The organism is Planctomycetia bacterium, from assembly GCA_016795155.1.
Lineage (GTDB): Bacteria > Planctomycetota > Planctomycetia > Gemmatales > HRBIN36 > JAEUIE01.
Map to the genome: position 1 here is coordinate 132,386 of JAEUIE010000019.1, position 19,272 is coordinate 151,657.

15 protein-coding genes are annotated in these 19,272 nt (G+C 52.9%); 3 read left to right on the forward strand and 12 right to left on the reverse strand.

All coding sequences use genetic code 11. The features are described 5' to 3' along the window. Positions 1–81 precede the first annotated feature (81 nt). Positions 82–864, reverse strand: a complete 783-nt coding sequence (locus JNJ77_08265) for an SDR family oxidoreductase (protein MBL8822565.1) — start codon at positions 862–864, stop codon at positions 82–84. An 81-nt stretch (positions 865–945) separates the two neighbouring features. Here JNJ77_08265 and JNJ77_08270 point away from each other — a divergent pair, with 81 nt between their 5' ends. Further along, complete coding sequence (locus tag JNJ77_08270) at positions 946–1,728, forward strand: hypothetical protein (GenBank protein ID MBL8822566.1); 783 nt, start codon at positions 946–948, stop codon at positions 1,726–1,728. Here the strand turns inward: JNJ77_08270 and JNJ77_08275 are convergent, their stop codons facing one another. The 3 genes from JNJ77_08275 to JNJ77_08285 are packed head-to-tail and all read right to left on the reverse strand — an operon-like array spanning position 1,729 to position 4,845. Further along, a complete protein-coding gene (locus JNJ77_08275) occupies positions 1,729–2,778 on the reverse strand; it encodes a radical SAM protein (GenBank protein ID MBL8822567.1) in 1,050 nt (349 codons plus the stop codon). A gap of 35 nt (positions 2,779–2,813) precedes the next feature. Continuing rightward, entirely contained in the window at positions 2,814–3,155 is a 342-nt protein-coding gene (locus JNJ77_08280) for an ATP-dependent Clp protease adaptor ClpS (GenBank protein ID MBL8822568.1), read from the reverse strand. 55 nt (positions 3,156–3,210) lie between these two features. Further along, positions 3,211–4,845, reverse strand: coding sequence for a SpoIIE family protein phosphatase (locus tag JNJ77_08285; GenBank protein MBL8822569.1), 1,635 nt, complete (start codon positions 4,843–4,845; stop codon positions 3,211–3,213). Positions 4,846–5,109: 264 nt separating this feature from the next. Between JNJ77_08285 and JNJ77_08290 the strand changes: the two genes are divergently transcribed. Continuing rightward, entirely contained in the window at positions 5,110–5,652 is a 543-nt protein-coding gene (locus JNJ77_08290) for an RNA polymerase sigma factor (protein ID MBL8822570.1), read from the forward strand. Then, on the forward strand, positions 5,649–6,290 hold the full coding sequence (locus JNJ77_08295) for a hypothetical protein (protein ID MBL8822571.1): 642 nt from the start codon (positions 5,649–5,651) through the stop codon (positions 6,288–6,290). Before JNJ77_08290 ends, JNJ77_08295 begins: the two co-directional genes overlap by 4 nt. Positions 6,291–6,389: 99 nt before the next feature. On the opposite strand, the gene hutH is transcribed toward JNJ77_08295, so the two are convergent. The 8 genes from hutH to JNJ77_08335 all read right to left on the reverse strand — a co-directional run bounded on the left by hutH (position 6,390) and on the right by JNJ77_08335 (position 19,186). Further along, positions 6,390–7,919 carry a histidine ammonia-lyase gene (gene hutH, locus JNJ77_08300; protein MBL8822572.1) on the reverse strand — a complete coding sequence of 510 codons (1,530 nt, stop codon included), beginning with the start codon at positions 7,917–7,919 and terminating at the stop codon, positions 6,390–6,392. Between the two features lie 4 nt (positions 7,920–7,923). After that, positions 7,924–9,591 carry a urocanate hydratase gene (locus tag JNJ77_08305; GenBank protein ID MBL8822573.1) on the reverse strand — a complete coding sequence of 556 codons (1,668 nt, stop codon included), beginning with the start codon at positions 9,589–9,591 and terminating at the stop codon, positions 7,924–7,926. Then, complete coding sequence (gene hutG / locus JNJ77_08310) at positions 9,578–10,549, reverse strand: formimidoylglutamase (protein MBL8822574.1); 972 nt, start codon at positions 10,547–10,549, stop codon at positions 9,578–9,580. The genes JNJ77_08305 and hutG overlap by 14 nt, the downstream gene beginning before the upstream one ends. Beyond that, a complete protein-coding gene (locus tag JNJ77_08315; GenBank protein MBL8822575.1) occupies positions 10,533–11,717 on the reverse strand; it encodes an imidazolonepropionase in 1,185 nt (394 codons plus the stop codon). Before JNJ77_08315 ends, hutG begins: the two co-directional genes overlap by 17 nt. Positions 11,718–12,184: 467 nt before the next feature. Beyond that, positions 12,185–13,003: a hypothetical protein gene (locus JNJ77_08320; protein MBL8822576.1), complete on the reverse strand. Its 819-nt coding sequence runs from the start codon at positions 13,001–13,003 to the stop codon at positions 12,185–12,187. 84 nt (positions 13,004–13,087) lie between these two features. Continuing rightward, positions 13,088–13,480: a hypothetical protein gene (locus JNJ77_08325; protein MBL8822577.1), complete on the reverse strand. Its 393-nt coding sequence runs from the start codon at positions 13,478–13,480 to the stop codon at positions 13,088–13,090. Between the two features lie 202 nt (positions 13,481–13,682). Then, a complete protein-coding gene (locus tag JNJ77_08330; GenBank protein MBL8822578.1) occupies positions 13,683–14,933 on the reverse strand; it encodes a DUF1552 domain-containing protein in 1,251 nt (416 codons plus the stop codon). Positions 14,934–15,007: 74 nt separating this feature from the next. After that, on the reverse strand, positions 15,008–19,186 hold the full coding sequence (locus JNJ77_08335) for a DUF1592 domain-containing protein (GenBank protein ID MBL8822579.1): 4,179 nt from the start codon (positions 19,184–19,186) through the stop codon (positions 15,008–15,010). Between the last annotated feature and the right edge of the window lie 86 nt (positions 19,187–19,272).

A 19,272-nucleotide genomic window follows, 5' to 3' on the forward strand; every position in this document is an offset into this window, starting at 1 on the left:
GTAATAAATCAATTCAACTGTAGCGCAAATTATTGCTACCATTGATCTTAGGATGATATACAAAACTATTCATTTCATTTCTCAACCGCCAAACCATTTCCACATTTTTCGTAACATCCAATCACCCATGTTTGTAGTCTGCAGTCGATTCAAGATAAACAACGTGCGCAGCCAGAGTGGAAAGCAAACATAAGGCTTTTGCCAGACTATTGCCTTCGCCATGATGCTGGCTGCTACCGGCAACTCGGTAACTCCTGGTTTTGCTGCATTAATGGTGTGAATCACGCCTGTTCTGATCCATCCGGGATTGAGTGTCGTGCACTTGATGCCATAGGGTTTCAAATCGACTCGCAAGCTGTCCATCATGACTACCACAGCAGACTTACTCGCACAATAACCCGCCATGCCTGGTAAACCTCGATAACTGGAGATACTACCAGTTGTTACCAGGTGCCCTGATTTCCTCGCTACCATTCCAGGCAATACTGCTGCAATCGAATTTGCCACGCCAAGGTAGTTCACTTGAATCTGCTTGTGAATGCTCTCAAGGCTGAATGGATCAACCGGCGTATCCAACCCGATACCTGCATTGGAGATCAACACATCAATCGGCCCCAGTTTGTTCTGTGCGCTATCAATAGCACGATGGATATCTTCAGCGACGGTGACGTCTGCACTTTCAATAGCTACATCCCCAGCGCCGGCTTTCTTGAGCTCTTCACTAATGCCACCCCACGGTTGTCCAGGCAAGTCGATCAATCCCAGTTTCGCACCACGCTGTGCAAACTCTTTCGCAAACTGCAAACCCAGACTTCTGCTGGCGCCTGTGATGACTATCACCTTCCCAGACATTTCACTTTTCATGTACTTGCCCCTTTCTCATTGTGTTCTGAAATGTGTAAACTAACCTTCGCAAAATCTCCAGAACAATCTGGCAATATCTCCATGAATAACATTGAACTCTATCAGTCCGTCGCTGACACCTACCATGCACAGGGCAAGTATCAGGAACGCGACAGGTTCCTGGTGCTCGCACTTGATGCAGCACACACCAGTGCACAATATAACCTCGCTGAACAGATTCGCGGCAAACTCCTGCAACTAAATCCCAACCACTTGATGAAACCCTACCCCGACTGCAGCACCGCGATTCAATCACCCAACTTCTCAACCTACCTGCAACAACTGCGGAAAAACTTCCCACCCGCCGCAACAGCCAAACTGCTGAACGAGTTGAGTGGACAGACAGTGACTAAACCCAAGCCCACTATGCTGGCTGCGCCCAGTTTTCCCGCTGCTGAACCCATAGAGGATCAACTTTCTCCCACTTGGTCAAACATCAATATCGAATCAAAAGCCAAGACAATCGACTTATCCATGCAACGCCCCACTGAACTGGTCGAACCCATCTTTCAAGAACTATCTTCGGCTTCGAAGCCCATGCACGATCCACTCGCTCATGTTCCCGTATCCCCCCAACCGCCGATTCCGTTTCAAAAAGAACGTCCGATCAGCAAGCCGCCGACATCCGTTCAGGGGCAAAAGCCGGTCATCGTACCAGTTCCTCAGAGCTACAGCCGCCTGGTTCGCGAGGAAAATATCTCTGGGGTCTGGATCGGAAACTTGTTGTTTGTGCTGCTGTTCCTTGCCAGCATTGCAACCCTGGCTTATGTCTTTGTCCTGCCGTTTTATCCTGAAGTCGAGAAAATGCTGAAAGCTGCGATGTAACTAACTTTTAGTATTTACCACCCCCGCTAGCATGCCACACGCTGCATGCACATCGGCTCCGCCACTGTACCGTCGCACCACAGGCTGCCCCAGAAATTCATCCAGATCGTCACGAAACTGGGACAACTCTTCCGCACTGGGTGGACTGAATTGACCTGATGCATCATTCACATCAATGATATCCAGCCGTATCGGCAAATCTTTGACCAGGTTGGCAATCTGTTGTGCATCTTCTTTGCCCGTATTGATGCCACGGAGCATCGTCCAGGCCAACGTGGCACGGTCTCCCCTGCTCTTCTGATATTCCTGCACTGCTGCCATCAACTCATCCAGTGGGAACGAGCCCTCCACCGGAAATAACTGCTTGCGCTTCTCAGAATTAGCAGCAGTCAACGAAACAATCAGCCGATATGGATGCCCTTCTGCAGTGAACCGTTTGATCATGGGCACAATGCCAACCGTCGAAATCGTAATGGCCTTGGCGGCAATGGCCAGGCCCACCGGCTCACACATGATAGCTGCAGCCTGGATTACCCGCTCATAATTGAGGAACGGTTCACCCATTCCCATGAATACCACGCCGCCGATGGGGTGTTCCGACTCTGCCTTGATCCGCATCACCTGGTCAACGATTTCCCAGGTCTGCAAGTTGCGTTTGAATCCCATCCGGCCTGTTGCGCAGAATACGCAACCCATGGCACAACCAACTTGAGAACTGACACAGATGATGTACTTCTCATTGCCTGGCCGGTGCAGCAGCGGAATGCGAACCGCTTCAAAAGGCTGATCATCTTCGCCGTGAAAGAGGTACTTGGTAAAGCCATCGGTGGGCGAAGTGCGCCGGTCTACAATCTTCAATACTGGAATATGGGTTGCATCCCTCACCTGTTTGAGCAACTTGTTCGAAACCTGGTCAAGTCTTTCCGGCACTTGGCCATTTTGTCTGACAACCGCTGCCTGCAACCGACGGGCGAGTGTAATATCGACACCAAGATGCTTCAACTCTTCATGTAATCCGAAGGCTGTATGTTGCTTGAATGATATGGTCATGAATCAAATCGTTCTGTGAATCGTATCGGATTACGCTACTCAGCCGGCTCAATCACTGCTGACATGGAACCTTTCGAATTCTTCGAAAGCGGATCAGCACCATAGGCATGAATCTGTTCCTGCTTCAACTCTGCGCGTTCTTTGGTCGTGGTATCAACAATTGCTCTGCCTCGGGAATCTACTTCCTGCGCCATCTGGAATGCCTTGGGCACTGGATGGCCGAACAATTCACCCAGCATACGGATGACATATTCATAAGTGTGATCATCATCATTCAGCAGTATCACATGGTAAGGTGGCATGTGATACACCTTATCCTTGGATTGCTGCCTAGGCTTGGCTTTGCGGGTTTTTACTTGCGTCGTCTCAATGCTCATGCTGCAAAAAATCCTCTCTGAACGTCTGCTATTATTACATCGAACACTGGAAATCTCAACTATTCCTGCTGACACAAACCAAGGTCAAGTCATCAAACTGTTCAGGTGCAGTTGCAAATTCGTCCACCGCACGCAGAACATGTTGCCCTAAAAGTGGCGCCTCTTTGGCGCCATTCTTCATGGCAGCCATCAACCTCTCACGGCCGAAAGATTCCTTGTTGCTGTTGTTTGCATCTGTTATGCCATCCGTGCACAAGAGCAGGCATTCCCCCGGATTCAGTGGAACCTCAACGGCGGAATAAGCAAAATCTTCCACTACCCCCAAAGGCAAGCCATTCATTTCGTTAGCTGCATATTCCTCAATGGTTCCATCGGCTTTGCGCAAGAGTGGCGGCACTTGCCCGGCATTCACCAGCGTTACAGTGCCTCGCGATGGATCAAGGATGCACAGCAAAAATGCAACAAATCGATCCGAAATACCTGCCTGATGGAATAGATAGTTCAGCTTATGTACAGCCTGTGATGCATTGGTTTCCGAGAGCACTGCCAGGTTGACATCACCGCTCACCCGCGCCATCAACAGCGCTGCAGGAACTCCCTTACCTGCAATATCGCCTACTGAAAGTGCCAGGCGGTTATCTACTAAAGGAAGAAACCCATAGAAATCACCGCCCACTTCGCGGGCTGCTTTATAGTGAGCAAAGAACTGATAACCCTCCAGCACAGGCAAACGATTAGGCAGAAAGCACTTCTGCACTTCCACTGCGAGTTCAATCTCACGCTGCATTTTCTGCCGCAGATTCAGATTCTCATGCAGCTTGACATTATCAAGTGCCACCGCAGCCTGGTTGGCTACCGCAATAAGCAACTGCAGATCTTCCTGGTTGAACTTCCTGACACGATCCTGCGTATCGACCTGTAACACGCCAAAGACTTCGCCATCAGAGGAAACCAGTGGCGCTGCCATGATGGAACGAATCTTGAAATCAGAGATGCTCGCTGCCAGTTGAAACTGTTCATTCTGTGCAGCATCTTCAATCAACAGCGCTTCGGCATTATCCATACATTTTCTGAGGATGGTCTTGCTGAAGCGTGCCGTCGATTCATCTTTCTCACGTCGTGTCTTCAAAGCCTTGGGAACAAATTGACCATTACTGTCCTGCACTATGAAAAATCCACGATCAGCCTGGCGAAAGACCTGAAACAGACCATCCAGAATTTTGGGCAGCAGCGGCCCGATTTCAACCGCGCGTGCCAGGCTGTTGGATACCTCCAGCAGCACGCGCAATCGTTCTGCCGGCTGAGATGCCAGCACATTGACTGAGCCTGCTCCTGCCTGCACCGAGGAAACTACCGTTCCTGAATCCTCACTGATGCTGGATGATGGAAGCGATGTTTCGTCCACATACTCGCAGAAGAAATCACAAATCTTGACCTTGTCGCCAGGCGTTAACGCTACAGGCTTGTCTGCCTCCACCTTCTTGTCGTTCAGAACGGTAAGGTTTCTGCTCTTCAGATCCTCAATGTAATAGGCATTGTTGCGCCAGATGATCTTTGCATGTTCCCTGCTAACCGCACTGACGTTAAAGACGATGTCGCATTCCGGATTGCGACCAATAACATTGGTCCCCTTTTTCAGCTCAAACCGTTTCCCAGACAGGGGGCCACGTACCACAACAAGAAAGGGCATAGTAGATCGCCGGAGGACTTCTGTTCCAGAAAGTTATCTGAATATGGAGAATTTTAAGACGAATAAATGAAGGACTCAAGCATTTAGTCTAAATTATACTAGGGTTGAAACTTATTTCCCCATACGAGGGAATAGAAGGTGATGCAGGTGAGCGTATCTCGTTACGGCTGGACATCGATTCCTCGTGCCGTTCCCCCAAAGGATTCCCTGGAGGATTCCGTGGAACAGGTGATCGAGCAGGCTGGCTCATTGAATCAGGAACGGATGCTTGCCAAAGCCTGCCAGGCTCACGATCCCATGGCCATGAAGAATCTGGTGGAGCGGTTCGAAGCCGATGTCTATCGGGTCTGTTGCCGTTTGCTGTCTGATCCGCATGAAGCGGAAGACCTTGCCCAGGAATCCTTCATCCGTGTGTTCCGAAGTCTCCATACGTGGGATCAGGAACGCCCGCTGAAACCCTGGATACTCAGCATTGCCATTAATCGTTGCCGAACGGCATTGGCAAAGCGAGCACGACGGCCACACTTAAGCCCGATTCTCGATACCAACCCCTGCCGCGAAAAACCTGCGGAACGCACCAGCGATCTTCAGCAGGAAATTAACGCCGCTGTTGATTCTCTTCGTGTGGAATACAAGGAGGTATTCATTCTCTTCCACCAGGAAGAGCTGCCTTATGAAACCATTGGTTCCATCATGCAGAAACCGGTAGGCACCATTAAAACCTGGCTTCACCGTGCCCGACAATCTGTGGTACAGATTCTTCAGGAACGGGGAGTAGTTCACACCGGGAGGGAAGGCCTCCAATGAAAGACATGACTTGTCAGCAGATACAGCATGAACTGCAGGAACTGCTTGATGCACGTTTCGAGGGTAACCTACCTCTGGAACTGCACCATCATGTGGAACACTGCCAAGCGTGCCAACCGTGGCAGGCACTGTTCAGCGCAACTGCTACCATCATACCCAATGTGCCTGACCACTTCACACAATCTGTTCTGAACCGCTACCGCCGCGAACAGAACCGCACACGCTGGCTCAGGAATTCGTCGTATCTTGCCTGTGCCGCTGCCGTCGCCATTGCACTTTTCACCTGGTACATGCAACACCCAGGCCAGATACCTCAGCCAGGCGACCAGCAGCAGGCACAACTCCCACTGAATCCGAATCAATTCTTAGCCACTGTGAAACAGGAATTCAATTCGTTCACGGAACGATCCTGGAATTTGCCTAACCCTTCCTTTGAGATTCCTGCTACTTTCACCAGTTGGGAGTTCCCCGAACTGGATAACCCACTGGAGATCGGTTACCCCACTCTGCGGAACTTCAGCCAGACGATTCAGTATGCTATCGAACCCTTCGAAGAACCAACCCGCCACGCCATCTCCAGGGTAAAAGCAGTGATCGATGCCCCCGAAGTCAAGAAGTGGGTCAACCGGTTTATTTAGAACTGTAACTCTGTCTAATGGTTGGCACAGACATTCTTGTCTGTGCGCATAGGCAGGAATGCCTGTGCCACTGCCACAATTCTCTAAAAAGTCCTGGCATCACACTCCCAGCATCGATTCCCCCACAAACGCCGAAAACGCACCCTGCTGCACCAGTTCAGTAGTCACCTGAATATCAGGCGCAAAATAGCGGTCGTGATCATAGAACGGTGCATGACGTCGTACCAGTTGCCTGGCCTCTTCCAACTTCGCTGAAGTGTGAAACGGCTTACGGAAATCCAACCCCTGCACCGCAGCCAATAATTCGATGGCCACAATACTTGCCGCGTTTTCAGCCATCTCCTGCAAACGGCGTGCTGCAAACGTCGCCATCGAAACATGATCTTCCTGGTTGGCAGATGTCGGTATGCTGTCCACCGATGCCGGGTGTGCCAGCGTCTTGTTCTCACTGACCAAAGCCGCAGCGGTTACCTGGGCAATCATGAACCCCGAATTCACTCCACCATTTTCCACAAGGAACGGCGGCAAACCCGAAAGATTCTTGTCAATCAGCAATGCCGTTCGCCTTTCCGACAGCGACCCGATCTCCGCTAGAGCTATTGCCAGATTGTCCGCCACCATGGCAACCGGTTCTGCATGGAAGTTGCCGCCCGAAATAATCTCATCGGTCTCTGCAAAGATCAGCGGATTGTCCGAAACGCCATTGGCTTCCAGGCAAAGCAGCTTCGCTGCATGCTGCATCTGATCCAGACACGCCCCCATCACCTGAGGCTGACAACGCAGTGAATAGGGATCCTGCACCTTGCTGCAATTCTCGTGCGACTTCTCAATCTCGCTATGCCCCAAAAGCTCCCGATACTTCGCAGCGACCTGCTGTTGTGCAGGCAAACCACGCACTTCATGAATGCGTTCATCAAACGGCTTGCGACTTCCCTGCGCCGCCTCCACCGAAAGTACCCCTGCAACAAGCGCTGCATCAAACACTGCTTCGCAGGCAAAAAGTCCCTGCAGTGCCAGTGCTGTAGACACCTGCGTACCATTAAGCAGCGCCAGCCCTTCTTTGGGAGCAAGCACGAACGGTTCTAACCCCGCCTGCTGCATCGCCTGCCTGCCGGTGATGGTCTTCCCTTGGTAACTGGCCGCCCCCTCGCCAATGAGCACTGCCGCCATATGTGCGAGCGGCGCCAGATCGCCCGATGCACCCACCGAACCCTTGGCCGGTATCACCGGATAGACCTGCTTGTTGAAAAGCCTGATCAGTGCATCGATCACTTGCCGACGTACACCAGAATATCCTCGCGCCAGGCTGTTGATCTTCAGTGCCAGAATGAGCCGCACCGTGGCATCATCCAGCGGCTTACCTACCCCCGCCGCGTGCGACAACACAATGCTTCGCTGCAGTAGTTCAAGCTCATCAGGCTGAATCCGCGTGTTGGCCAGCAACCCAAAACCGGTGTTGACACCGTAAACCGTGCGGCCTTCGATCAAAACACGTTTGACACAATCTGCCGCTATATCAATGGCAGCAAAACTCTCCGGTGACAATTCCAGTTGAAGAGAACTGTCTTTCGCCAGCCTTCGCCAATCTGCCAGCGAAACCCGTCCTGGTTTCATCGTGTAATTCTTCATCATGTTACCCCAGCATTGGCAAATCGAGATGCTGTTCCCGAGCAGTTTGCCTTGCAATATCGTAGCCCGCATCAGCATGTCGCATCACACCCGTCGCAGGATCATTCCACAGCACCCGCTTGATGCGCGCCGCCGCTGCATCAGTCCCATCACAAAGAATCACTACCCCGGCATGCTGACTGAACCCCATGCCCACCCCGCCGCCATGATGCAGCGAAACCCAGGTGGCGCCCGATGCGGTATTCAGCAAGGCATTGAGCAAAGGCCAATCGGAAACCGCATCCGAACCGTCCATCATGCTCTCCGTTTCCCGATTCGGGCTGGCCACCGAGCCGGAATCGAGATGATCTCTGCCAATAACGATCGGATCTTCGACCTCGCCCCGTGCCACCATTTCATTGAACGCCAGCCCCAGCCGGGCCCGATCTTTCAAACCCACCCAACAGATGCGGGCAGGCAATCCCTGAAACTGAATCCGCTCCCGCGCCATATCCAGCCAGCGATGCAGCGATGCATGATCAGGCAACAACTCCTTCACCTTCTGATCCGTCCGGTAAATATCTTCCGGCTTGCCCGAAAGCGCCACCCATCGAAACGGTCCAATGCCTTCACAGAACAACGGGCGAATGTAAGCCGGGACAAACCCAGGAAAATCAAATGCGTTCTTTACACCGGTCTCAAAAGCCATCTGCCTGATATTGTTGCCGTAATCGAGCGTCGCAGCACCCGATTTCTGCAGCTCCAACATGGCCCTCACCTGCACCGCCATAGACGCCTTGGCTGCTTCAACAACAGCTTGCGGCTCACTTTGTCTTCGCAACTTCCATTGCTCCAGCGTCCAACCCTGAGGCAAATAGCCATTGAGTGGATCGTGTGCACTGGTTTGATCCGTCACCACATCCGGCTTGAATGCATGTTTCGATATTTCGGTAAAGACATCCGCTGCATTGCCCAACAACCCAATCGAGACAGGTTTCTTCTCTGCAAATGATTTCTTGAGCAGTTGAATCCCATGTTCCAACGATGACGCTTTGACATCGAGGTACCTGGTTCGCAATCGAAAGTCGATGCGGGTTTCATCACACTCAACGGCCAGCAGCGAGAACCCTGCCATCACGCCTGCCAGTGGTTGAGCGCCACCCATGCCCCCCAGTCCACCGGTCAGAATCCATTTCCCAGTAGCGTTGCCGCCAAAGTGCTTTTGAGCAACAGCGACAAAAGTTTCATAGGTGCCTTGCACAATTCCCTGCGTGCCGATGTAAATCCAACTGCCCGCTGTCATCTGGCCATACATCATCAAGCCGAGCTTATCGAGCGAATTGAAATGCTCCCAGTTAGCCCAGTGAGGCACCAGATTGGAATTGGCCAGCAGAACACGCGGTGCATCGGCATGCGTCTTGAAAACACCCACCGGTTTGCCCGATTGAATCAGCAGGGTTTCATCAGCTTCCAGTCGCTTCAGCACTTCCACAATCTTGTCGAAGCATTCCCAGTTGCGTGCCGCCCGCCCAATGCCGCCATACACGACCAGTTCTGCGGGCCGCTCCGCCACTTCCGCATCGAGATTGTTCATCAGCATCCGCATCGCAGCTTCAGCCTGCCAGTTCTTGCAGCTGATCTGTTTGCCTCGTGGTGCACGAATCACCCTGCTGGCGTCGTTACGGTTTTGCATGGAAATGTCCCGGAAGAGGTCTTGTCCAATGATGCAGCAGATGCCAGACAATGCGGGCAGCCACGCGGGCGCTTTGCTGCGATGGATCCAGTGGCGGACTGAGTTCAACCATGTCTGCAATAGCCAGCTTCCCTGATTCGGCAACCGTCTGAATCAGTTCGAGCAGCACAATCAGCGGCATGCCCAGGCTGGCCGGAGCGCTCACTCCCGGCATCAAATCAACAGGCAGAACATCCAGATCAATGCTGAGGTAGACCAGATCGAGCGGCTCCAGGAAAATCCGCAGTTGTTCCAGATGAGTATCGAGCGGCAACGTATTCAGTTGAATATCGGTCAGCCAGGTCGCACCCAGGCTGCGTGCCCGATCAAAGAGGGCAGTGGTATTGGAAGGCTCTGCTATGCCCAGGCAGAAATAGTTGAAAGGCAACTTCTCCGCTTCGCACCATTGGGCAATCTGGGAGAACGGCGTTCCTGAGTGTGCGGTTGCATTCTGCCTGAGGTCAAAGTGTGCATCACAATTGATGATGCCAAATTTTTTTCCTTTGGTGTAATCTTTGAGGCCCTGGAATGTTCCCCAGGCGGTTTCATGCCCGCCCCCCAGTACAGTTACCTTCTGCACAAACGCCAACAAGTATTCGATGCGTTCCGCCAGTTGCTGTTGCCCTTCCTCCATCTTCGGCCCATCGCAGACAACATCACCACCATCGTAGAGCGGCTCATCATTGTGCCAGGCGAGATTAGCCAGCGCCCGCCGCAAGGCTTGCGGAGCTTCCGCAGCACCAGCCCGGCCCTGATTGCGTTTGACCCCTTCATCACACGCAAACCCCAACAGCACATGGCCAGGCGAATTCTTCGCCGTCCAACTCGTAATGACCTGATGCCAGCGACGCGCCTGCTGACCTTCAGCGGCAGTATCATCGCGACCGGCCCACACGCTCATTTCAGGATTGGCTGGCATCGAGTTGCCCCCGGAACATGCGATGTACGAGTGGATTGACTCCCAGTGAACATACGATTTCCGCTGGATGGTCAATATTCCAGATCAGCAAATCAGCCACTTTTCCCACTGCAATGGTACCGCAGTGGCCTGACCGCCCCAGTGCCCGCGCTGCATGCCGTGTCGTTCCCATGAGAGCCTCTTCAGGCGTCAATCCGAAGAGTACGCATGCCATGTTCATCGCCAATCGCAGCGAACAGAAGGGCGACGTCCCCGGATTCATATCGGTCGCCACCGCCATCGGCACACCCGCTTGCTGCAACAGCTTCACCGGCGGCATCGTCTTCTCACGCATGAAATAATAGGCCCCTGGCAACAGCACCGCAACGCCGCCGCACCGTGCCAGGGCATTGACTCCATTCTGATCCAGGTATTCGAGATGATCCGCAGACCAGGGCTGATGATGAGCAAGAGTTACCGTGCCCTGCGATGGGCTTAACTGTTCCACATGCCCCTTCACCGCCAGCCCATGCTGACGGGCTGCTGACCAGATGCAGTCACACTGCTCCACAGTAAATGCAATAGTCTCGCAAAAGACATCGACCGCTTCTGCCAGTTGTTGCTCTTTGGCATGTGGAATCATTTCGCGGATAATCAAATCCACATACTCATCCGCCCTGCCCTTGTACTCCGGAGGCACCGCATGTGCCGCTAAAAGCGTGGGAGAAATTTCTATCGAGTAAAGTTGCCCCAGCCGCTTCGCCACCCGTAGCATTTTGAATTCTTCTTCGGTGGACAAGCCGTAACCCGATTTGATTTCCAGGCATGTGACCCCTTCGCGGATGAGTGCCTTAACCCGCTCGCACGAAACCTCCAGCAACTGATCTTCTGACAATGCCCGCGTGGCCCGCACGCTGTTAAGGATGCCTCCACCCTGCCTGGCAATCTCCGTGTAAGGCACACCGCACAACCGCTTCTCCCATTCGTGTACGCGCGTTCCGCCAAATACCACATGCGAATGGCAATCAATCAACCCGGGAGTAACCCACCGCCCTTGTGCATCAATGACGTGGGCATCTGGTGGCACCTTCAATTCAGCCATAGGCACCAGTGCGGAAATCTTCCCACCTGAGATCACCACAGCATGATCCCGCAACGTCCCATACGCCCCAGGCACCGATGTATCCATCGTAGCCAGTTGGGCATGAATAATAACGGTATCAGTTACCTTGTTAAGAGTATTCAAAGCGGCTCTACCATCGTGCGATCATCAGCATTCTATTGTGATATGTCTGAATCGTTACCAGACTTCAGACGACGGATATCGCTCAAGATATTATCCAATAGATTATCGTATTTTGCTTTATTACGACAGCTGTGATTGCATTCATACGGTTCAAATGACACTCGCATGGTATTGTTATGCAACGAACGGGTATTGAAGACTACGAGAATGTAAGCAAATTCTTCTGCAGATAATTCAAGTACAACGCATCCGTCTTGGACGCCATCAGTTGAGCCCTTCTTCAAATCACCATACTTAGAAAGAGTATTCTCTAATTCGCTACTCATTGAGCCGTCGATCTGAACAGTAAATGGCTTCCTGTATAACCTCATTACAATAACACCCGACACACTTTGAGTAGTTTCACCTTCTCACCGCTTCCCCTGCTCCGGAAAATCCCCTTCATACCGTTTCAGCAGCGCAGCAACATCATTCTTCACCAGGTAGATTTTGCTCCGTACCGTTTTGCGTTCGCCTGGCTTTAAGCCGCCGATGCGAAAATCGGAATGTAGGCAGCGGGCTACGCCTTGAAACAGTTCTTGATAAGGCTCAGATGCCATCGCAAAAATCAGCTTTTCATCTGCACTGAAGCAACCAATCAGGCCATTGCTGGTCGTCAGGCTGGAAAGTGGCCGGGGGTTCACATCAGCAGCCGGTACATGAGCAGGCTTCCAGACCTGCCCCGGGACATAACGTGCCTTTTTCGCCCACTCGCGGGTGGGCATGCGGCTCAGTTTGCCATCGAGAAAGATAAAACACTTCGGAAGATAGTCTTCCAGGTTCCCCTCCAGCTTATTGCTGAAGCCGGTAAAAGTTCCCAGCCTCACGCAAGGCTGGGCCCAGTGTGCCTCGGAAGTCTTCTCACTCGGGTTGTGCAGTTCCAGTTGAAAATCAACTTCATCCTGCCTGGCTTCAATACGATGATTGACTACCACGCCATCCTGCAGCTCATCCCTGATTTCGATCCGCTTGCCATCCGCGCTGCGGGAAACGAGTTCACTGCGATGGCCGATCACCGTATGCTTGCCCCAATCAGCATCGGTTGAACCAGCTCGGCAATATGCTTCCAGATAGTTGATGCGAATCGCCCCGCCTGGCAGATGGCTGCCCTCAATAATCAGCCAGTTGGCTTCACGCCTGAGTGTCAGCGCAGGTTCATCAGCAATGGCGTGTTGGGCAAATAGACACATGAATACCAGTGCACAAACTAAACAGTTGGTTATTCGCATAAATCAAACCCTCGTAGGGTGCTGTCGCCGCGCTGGATCATCCCGTCATGAGCTTTCGTGCGAATCAAAGCAAGACGCATCATATGCCTTGCATAACTCTACTACTCCAGCGTCAAACCAAACATCCTCATGTCCAGGCGCAATTTGAAACCTCCATCCTACGGGCAACATCAAATACGGAATTGCACCTGGACACCAATTCTCAAGATGTTCGACATGAAGCGGACTAAAAAATGTTGGGTCGTTAGACTCTTCTCCAGCCCAAATATACCATCCACAGGTATCACCTTCTTCCCTTAGATGGACACCGTTAATTGGCAAAACACCCTCACGAACATTTTCAGAAATTCCCAATTTCAAATTTGAGGGACAAGGCATTGGCGTCACGCCGAAGCGCGTACAAACTTGAATCTGCTCTTTGAGATACTTTTGGTTCATGCTACCACCCGAATATGTTTTTCATGCGTTTCAGAGAGCCAAAAGCAAGACGCACCATAAGCCGCGCGGTCTCTGGTGCGTCTCGCTCTGATTCGCAAACGCCTGTCAACTGATGCTCTATCGCTCCACTGCACCCTACCATACTCCACCGTGCCCCCCACCCCCAACCCCTCTCCAACCAGGGGAGAGGGGAGAAGACCCATTAAATCTCCGCCAGCCGTTCCTTGGAATCGCCGAAGCTCTCCAACTTCACGCCTGCTTTCTCCATCAACGACAGATACAGGCTGCACATCTTGCGGTTCGGCTTGCCCAGGTAATCGAGAATGCGACCCGTCTTGATCTGGCCGCCGCCTTTACCCAGCACCACCACCGGCAACTGGTCATTATTATGGTGGCCCGACATCATGCTCGAGCAGAACATCAGCATGCTGTTATCAAGCAGCGTGCGTTCGCCTTCCTGCACCGCATCCAGCTTGCTGGCAATGTACGTCAGTTGCGAGGTGAAGAACTGGTTTACCCTGAGCCAGTCGGCACTGTCGGTATGCGACAGCAGATGATGGATCATGTAATCGACCTTCAGATGTGGAAACCGCAGCGAAGAATGATCGTTGTTGAGCTTCAGTGTTGTAACGCGGGTTGTATCAGTCCTGAATGCCAGCACCAGGATATCGCACATCAGCCGCATGTGCTGATCGACGTCCTGCGGAATGCCATCCGGCGGGCGAGGCATATCGGGCTTGGCCAGCGTTGGCCGCCAGCCTTGCAGACGGCCTGCTTTACCTGCTGATTCAATGCGCTGCTCCACATCGCGAACCGAAGCCAGGTATTCATCGAGCCGACGACGATCCGACTGGCTCACCGAATTACGCAAGCCGCGGGTATCTTCGATAACCGCATCGAGCACGCTCTTGTCGGCTTTGCCCACTTCATCGCGGAACAGTCGATCAAACGCGAGCGCCGGGTACAGTTCCAGTGGCGTTGGCGTGGTCGCGGAACTCCACGAAATGTGCGAACTATAGACCATCGAATAATTCTTGTGGATGGCAGCGATCGGCGGCTCGGTGCCCAGCACCAGGCTTGGCACCTTGGTCTGCCCGCGTGTTCGCTCCGCCAGCAGCTGATCGCAACTGATGCCTGATTTGATTTCTCCACCTGGCGCCAGATGCGCCCCGGTGAGCAGATTCCCGGTCTGGCAACTGTGAATACCGCCGATCAGAGCCTGTTCGTTAAACAGCCCACGCAGGAATAGCATCTTTTCACGATGAGGCAGAAGCGGCTCCAGCACTTTGCCGAACTCCATGTTCTTGCCTTCACCCTTGGCCCACCATTCGCGCGAGTGAAAGCCGTTGCCTGCAAACAGGCAGGCAAACCGGACCGGCGGCAGACTCGCAGGAACATGGCTGGGCTTGTCATCACCCCAGACCGCCCGCGATTCGAGCCAGGGCAGTGCCATCGAAACGCCAACGCCCCGCAGAAACGCACGCCGCGACAAAGGCTGAGTAACAGGTAACGTCACGACAAACTCCTTTAATGTTCCGAAGTTTCACTGCCCCGTACCATCCGAAACTGGGGGCTTAATACCAGAACCTTGAGCGCTGCAGAGATGCGACCATCGTTCTGGTGCAAGGCTGCCACCATCTTGTCGAGCAGCGCAGTATCCGAAAGCGAAATCGATCTTCCTAGAGCATACCCTGCCAACCGCTTACAGAACAGCCGCACGATGCTTTCTTTTTTTCTGGTCAGTAGATACTTTCGCAGACCATCGAGATCATCAAAGCTGGTTCCATCCTTGATGACTGCGTTGGCATCAACCGGCAAGCCACCCAAGTCTTTCTCCCGCCGCCTGCCAATGGGATCATACTTCTCCAGGGCAAAGCCAAAAGGATCGATCCGCTGATGGCACGAAGCACACTCTGCAACACTGGTATGTTTCTGCACCAGTTGCTTCATGGTCAGCTTGTCGGTGCCTTCTTCTTCGGGGAGCTTGGGAACATTGGGTGGAGGCTTGGGTAGCTTCTCGCCTAAGAGTGTTTCCACCACCCAATTGCCTCGCAGAATAGGGCTGGTGCGCGACGCACCCGATTGGCTGGCCTGCACACTCGCCAGGCCCAATAACCCACCACGGCCATATTGCTTTATCTGTGTAACCAGTCTCCACTGTTCGCCCTTAACGCCCGGTATGCCGTAATGGCGGGCCAACAGTTCATTGAGATAAGTTGCATCGCTGTCGAGCAGGCTGGCAACCGATCGGTCTTTCTGGAACAGATCTTTAAAGAACAAGATGGATTCTTCGTACATGGCTTGCCGCAGTGCTGCATCAAACATCGGGAATAGTTTTTCGTTCTTTTCGTTGTGTTCATCAAACCCGCGAACGTGAATCCACTGCGTGCCGAACTCGATGGCCAGCATACGCAACCTCTCGTCCTGCAGCATCCGCTCGAGTTGTTTGAGCAACACTTTTTCATTCTGAAGTTCGCCCCTTGCTGCCAGATTTCGCAGTTCTTCATCAGGTGACGACGACCAGAGGAAATAACTCAACCGGCTGGCCAGTTCCCAGTCATTGACCAGTGCAGGCTCCTTGCCCGTCGGCGATTGCTCGACGCGGAACAAAAACGCAGGGGAAACAAATATTCTCGTGATCAGGCCCTGAAACGCTTCTTCGTGTGAAACGCCTTTGGCCCGTAAATCGCGGTAGAGTTTCGTTAACTCACTCTGTTCCGATGGACTGAGCGGGCGACGAAATGCCCTGGCAGCAAATGGCAGCACTGCTTCCAGTTGTCTTGCCTCAGCCGTCTCTTCAATCTGCCTGGCTGCATCTGCCCGTTCCTTGAACTTCGGCAACTGTGCTTTGAAATACTCGAGCATGCCCGGAGCGCCATCCTGCGAAACATAGCCAATAAACTGAGGCAGATAATCGAACTCCGCTTTCGCCTGCCTGCTGACAAACTGGTGTTCCTTCCACCATGCATCCACCTGGCGAACCTGCTCCTCGCTCAGGATCAGCCGGTTGAGCGGTTCATCTTCACGATGAAACATCTTGATGGAAACCACTTCATCATTGGGAATGACATTGGGGTAGCAGAGATAAAGGGGGAACAGTTGACGAAATTCATTCATGCCTTGAAGCAGTTGCTTGACTCCCTGGCCCTCTTTGTCCGCAATCAGAGTTGATTTGCCATCCCAGATTTTCTCCATGCCGGGTGTATTCATCGGCAACTGCATCTGAACGACCCGCTGGCTGTCAGGCTTTTCCAGCTTGCCTTCCATAATCAGTTCCCTGCCCTGGAGCAAAGCTGCAGGTAGACGTATCACGGTCACCGTGTTGGCATCCACTGCCAGATCGCCATTATGAACGTGCGTTGCAGGCAGGCCGAAACGATTCGCATTCGCCGGTTTCTTCCCGAGCTTCACCGGTGCTACACCTTGGAACAATGGGCCATCGAGCGCTACCAGATTATCGTAGAGCAGGCTGTTCGGATCCTTGTCCTTCGCCACGCGTGGGCCGGAAAGCATTGCTTGAATTTTTGTTCCTAGTTCCTTCAGTTCAGGCTGTTGAGTCGGCTTGCCCAAGGCTGTCCGCCACCGATCGAGCAGCGAACCTGCTGGAATCATTGCCGCCACGCTTGCTATTACCTGTCGTGCCGGCCCATAGACGAAACTCCAGGTATCCCGATTGCCATGCCGGTCAGCATGAGGGTTTCCATCCAGCACGGACGAGTTGATATCGCCTGCCAGATTCCATTCACGACCACCCGGCTTGTCTTCCTGAATCGTCAATGCAATATCAGTCAGGTCGCAACCATGATCACCGTTGCGTGCATCAATTCCGAGTATCACCTGATCACCGCTATTGAGCGTCAGGGATTTGCCGTCCGCCTTGGCTGAACCACCAACACCAATGGCCCCTTCCGCAAACATGACAGCACGTTCACCGTTGCGATGCTCCAGCCACCAAGCCACGCCATTGCCACAAGCTGGATGTGCCGACGCAACGCGTGTCGAGATTTTCACCTTGCCCGCCAACGGGCTTTTCCACACCACTGCTACGCATTCCTGCGGCATGGGATGTACGACAACGCCGTGCGGAGCCGCACGCCCGGGTATGTGTTCTTCGGTATCGGAAGAATTAGATGCCAGTATGGGAAGTTCGGCACCCTTCTTTTTCCATCCATTCACCCACGCCTTGTTGCCAACTCGTTCCAGCTTCTCTTCGAGTGGCTGAAACGCAACCAGTGGAACCACTCGGCCCAGACTGCCAGAATCAACCGCCAGCACTTCGAGCCAACGCTGCAGAAATGGCGCATCAATACCGTGGCTGCTTGCCAGGATTTCTACTTTGCTGCTCGGCACTCGCACCTTCTCTGCAACAGCTTCCAGATACTTCGCAGTGTTGTGAAATACACTCGCATAATCCACTTCATACTCGTCCCGAAATGAATCATAGTCGGCCAGCAGCAAAGGCGGCTTGCCCAGTGCTTCCAGCCTAGGCTTCTGCCAGATCACCCTGGCGACATCTGTAACAGGCAGTAGATCCTGCGTAGACAGATAAAGCACCGCCTCGTTTTGCCCAGGCACCGGTTTGTAGCTCATCCGCAATGGCGTCGATTCTGCAATCGCTGGAACAAAGGGCAATTGACGAGTCAGGCATTCTGCAAAACCGGCTGGTGTCGACTGGATGTAGTTCGCCACGTTGTTCGTTTTCCACAGCACTGTCTGACAGCGTGTAATCTCGTTGGACAATGCCGGCACATCGGCTTCCGTCGCCACTGCCCATTTCTTTCTGATGGGATCAAGCACCGGCGAAGGCGTGGTACTGCTTAATGCATTCCAGAGAATGTCCAGGTATTTCGCATGTAATTTCTCAGTAGTAGCAACTTCTTGGAACGTGCGTTTTCCCTTCTGAATGGCCTCACGATGTCGTACCGTTGCGATTAGATATGGCTGCCAGAGGAGCTTGCCGTCCGCCGGTGCAACGCTGGCATAAAACTTCTGGAGTCGCCTGGTCCCCTCATCAGTCCAGTCACGCCGAGTCTTGGCGAGTGAAAATCGGAACCCATCCGGCAACAGCACCACATGCGATGCCAGTTCCTTGGCTGCATTCAGATACTTGGCAAGCAAAGCTGGTGAAATATCAGTCAGCGCTTCTGCTGCATTGGTAAAACCTTCGCCGGCAGCACCATCGGGTGGGAACTCGCGGGTGGGACGCAAATCCACACCCGTCAAATCCCGAATGGTATTGTCATATTCGGCATTGCTCAGTCTTCGCAATGGAACATGCCCCGGATCGCCCGATCGCGACTTCGCTTCATGATCCAGATATTCCTTCACCCACGAGAGCAGTTGCTTTTTCTCAGCTTCGGTGAGTTGTGGCTTTTTCGCAGGAGGCATCTCACCCGTTTCAATCTGTTCAATCAAGTTCTGCCAGGGTTTCAAATCCTTGCGGATATGTTCCAGCCCAGCAAAGCGTTCCAGATCGAGGCTACCTTTCTTCGATTCCGTGGAATGACACGTCAGACAGTATTTCTGCAGCAGCGGCTTCACCGTCTTCTGATACTGCTGTTCGAAATCCCTGGTCTCGGGTCGCGCAGGCTCCTGGGCTTCGAGCAACCCGAACCAGCCAGAGGTAGATGTCAACAGAAGGAGTGTGGTAATAACCAATACCACGGCCAGGACAAGCCGACTTGAAACGCTGTTTTTCGCTCGCAAGGATAGACTTCCGCAATGGAGGGGGATACAGGCAGATCAGTATCGTAACAGTTTCGCCTGAATTGTCTATAAGATACCGTCATCAG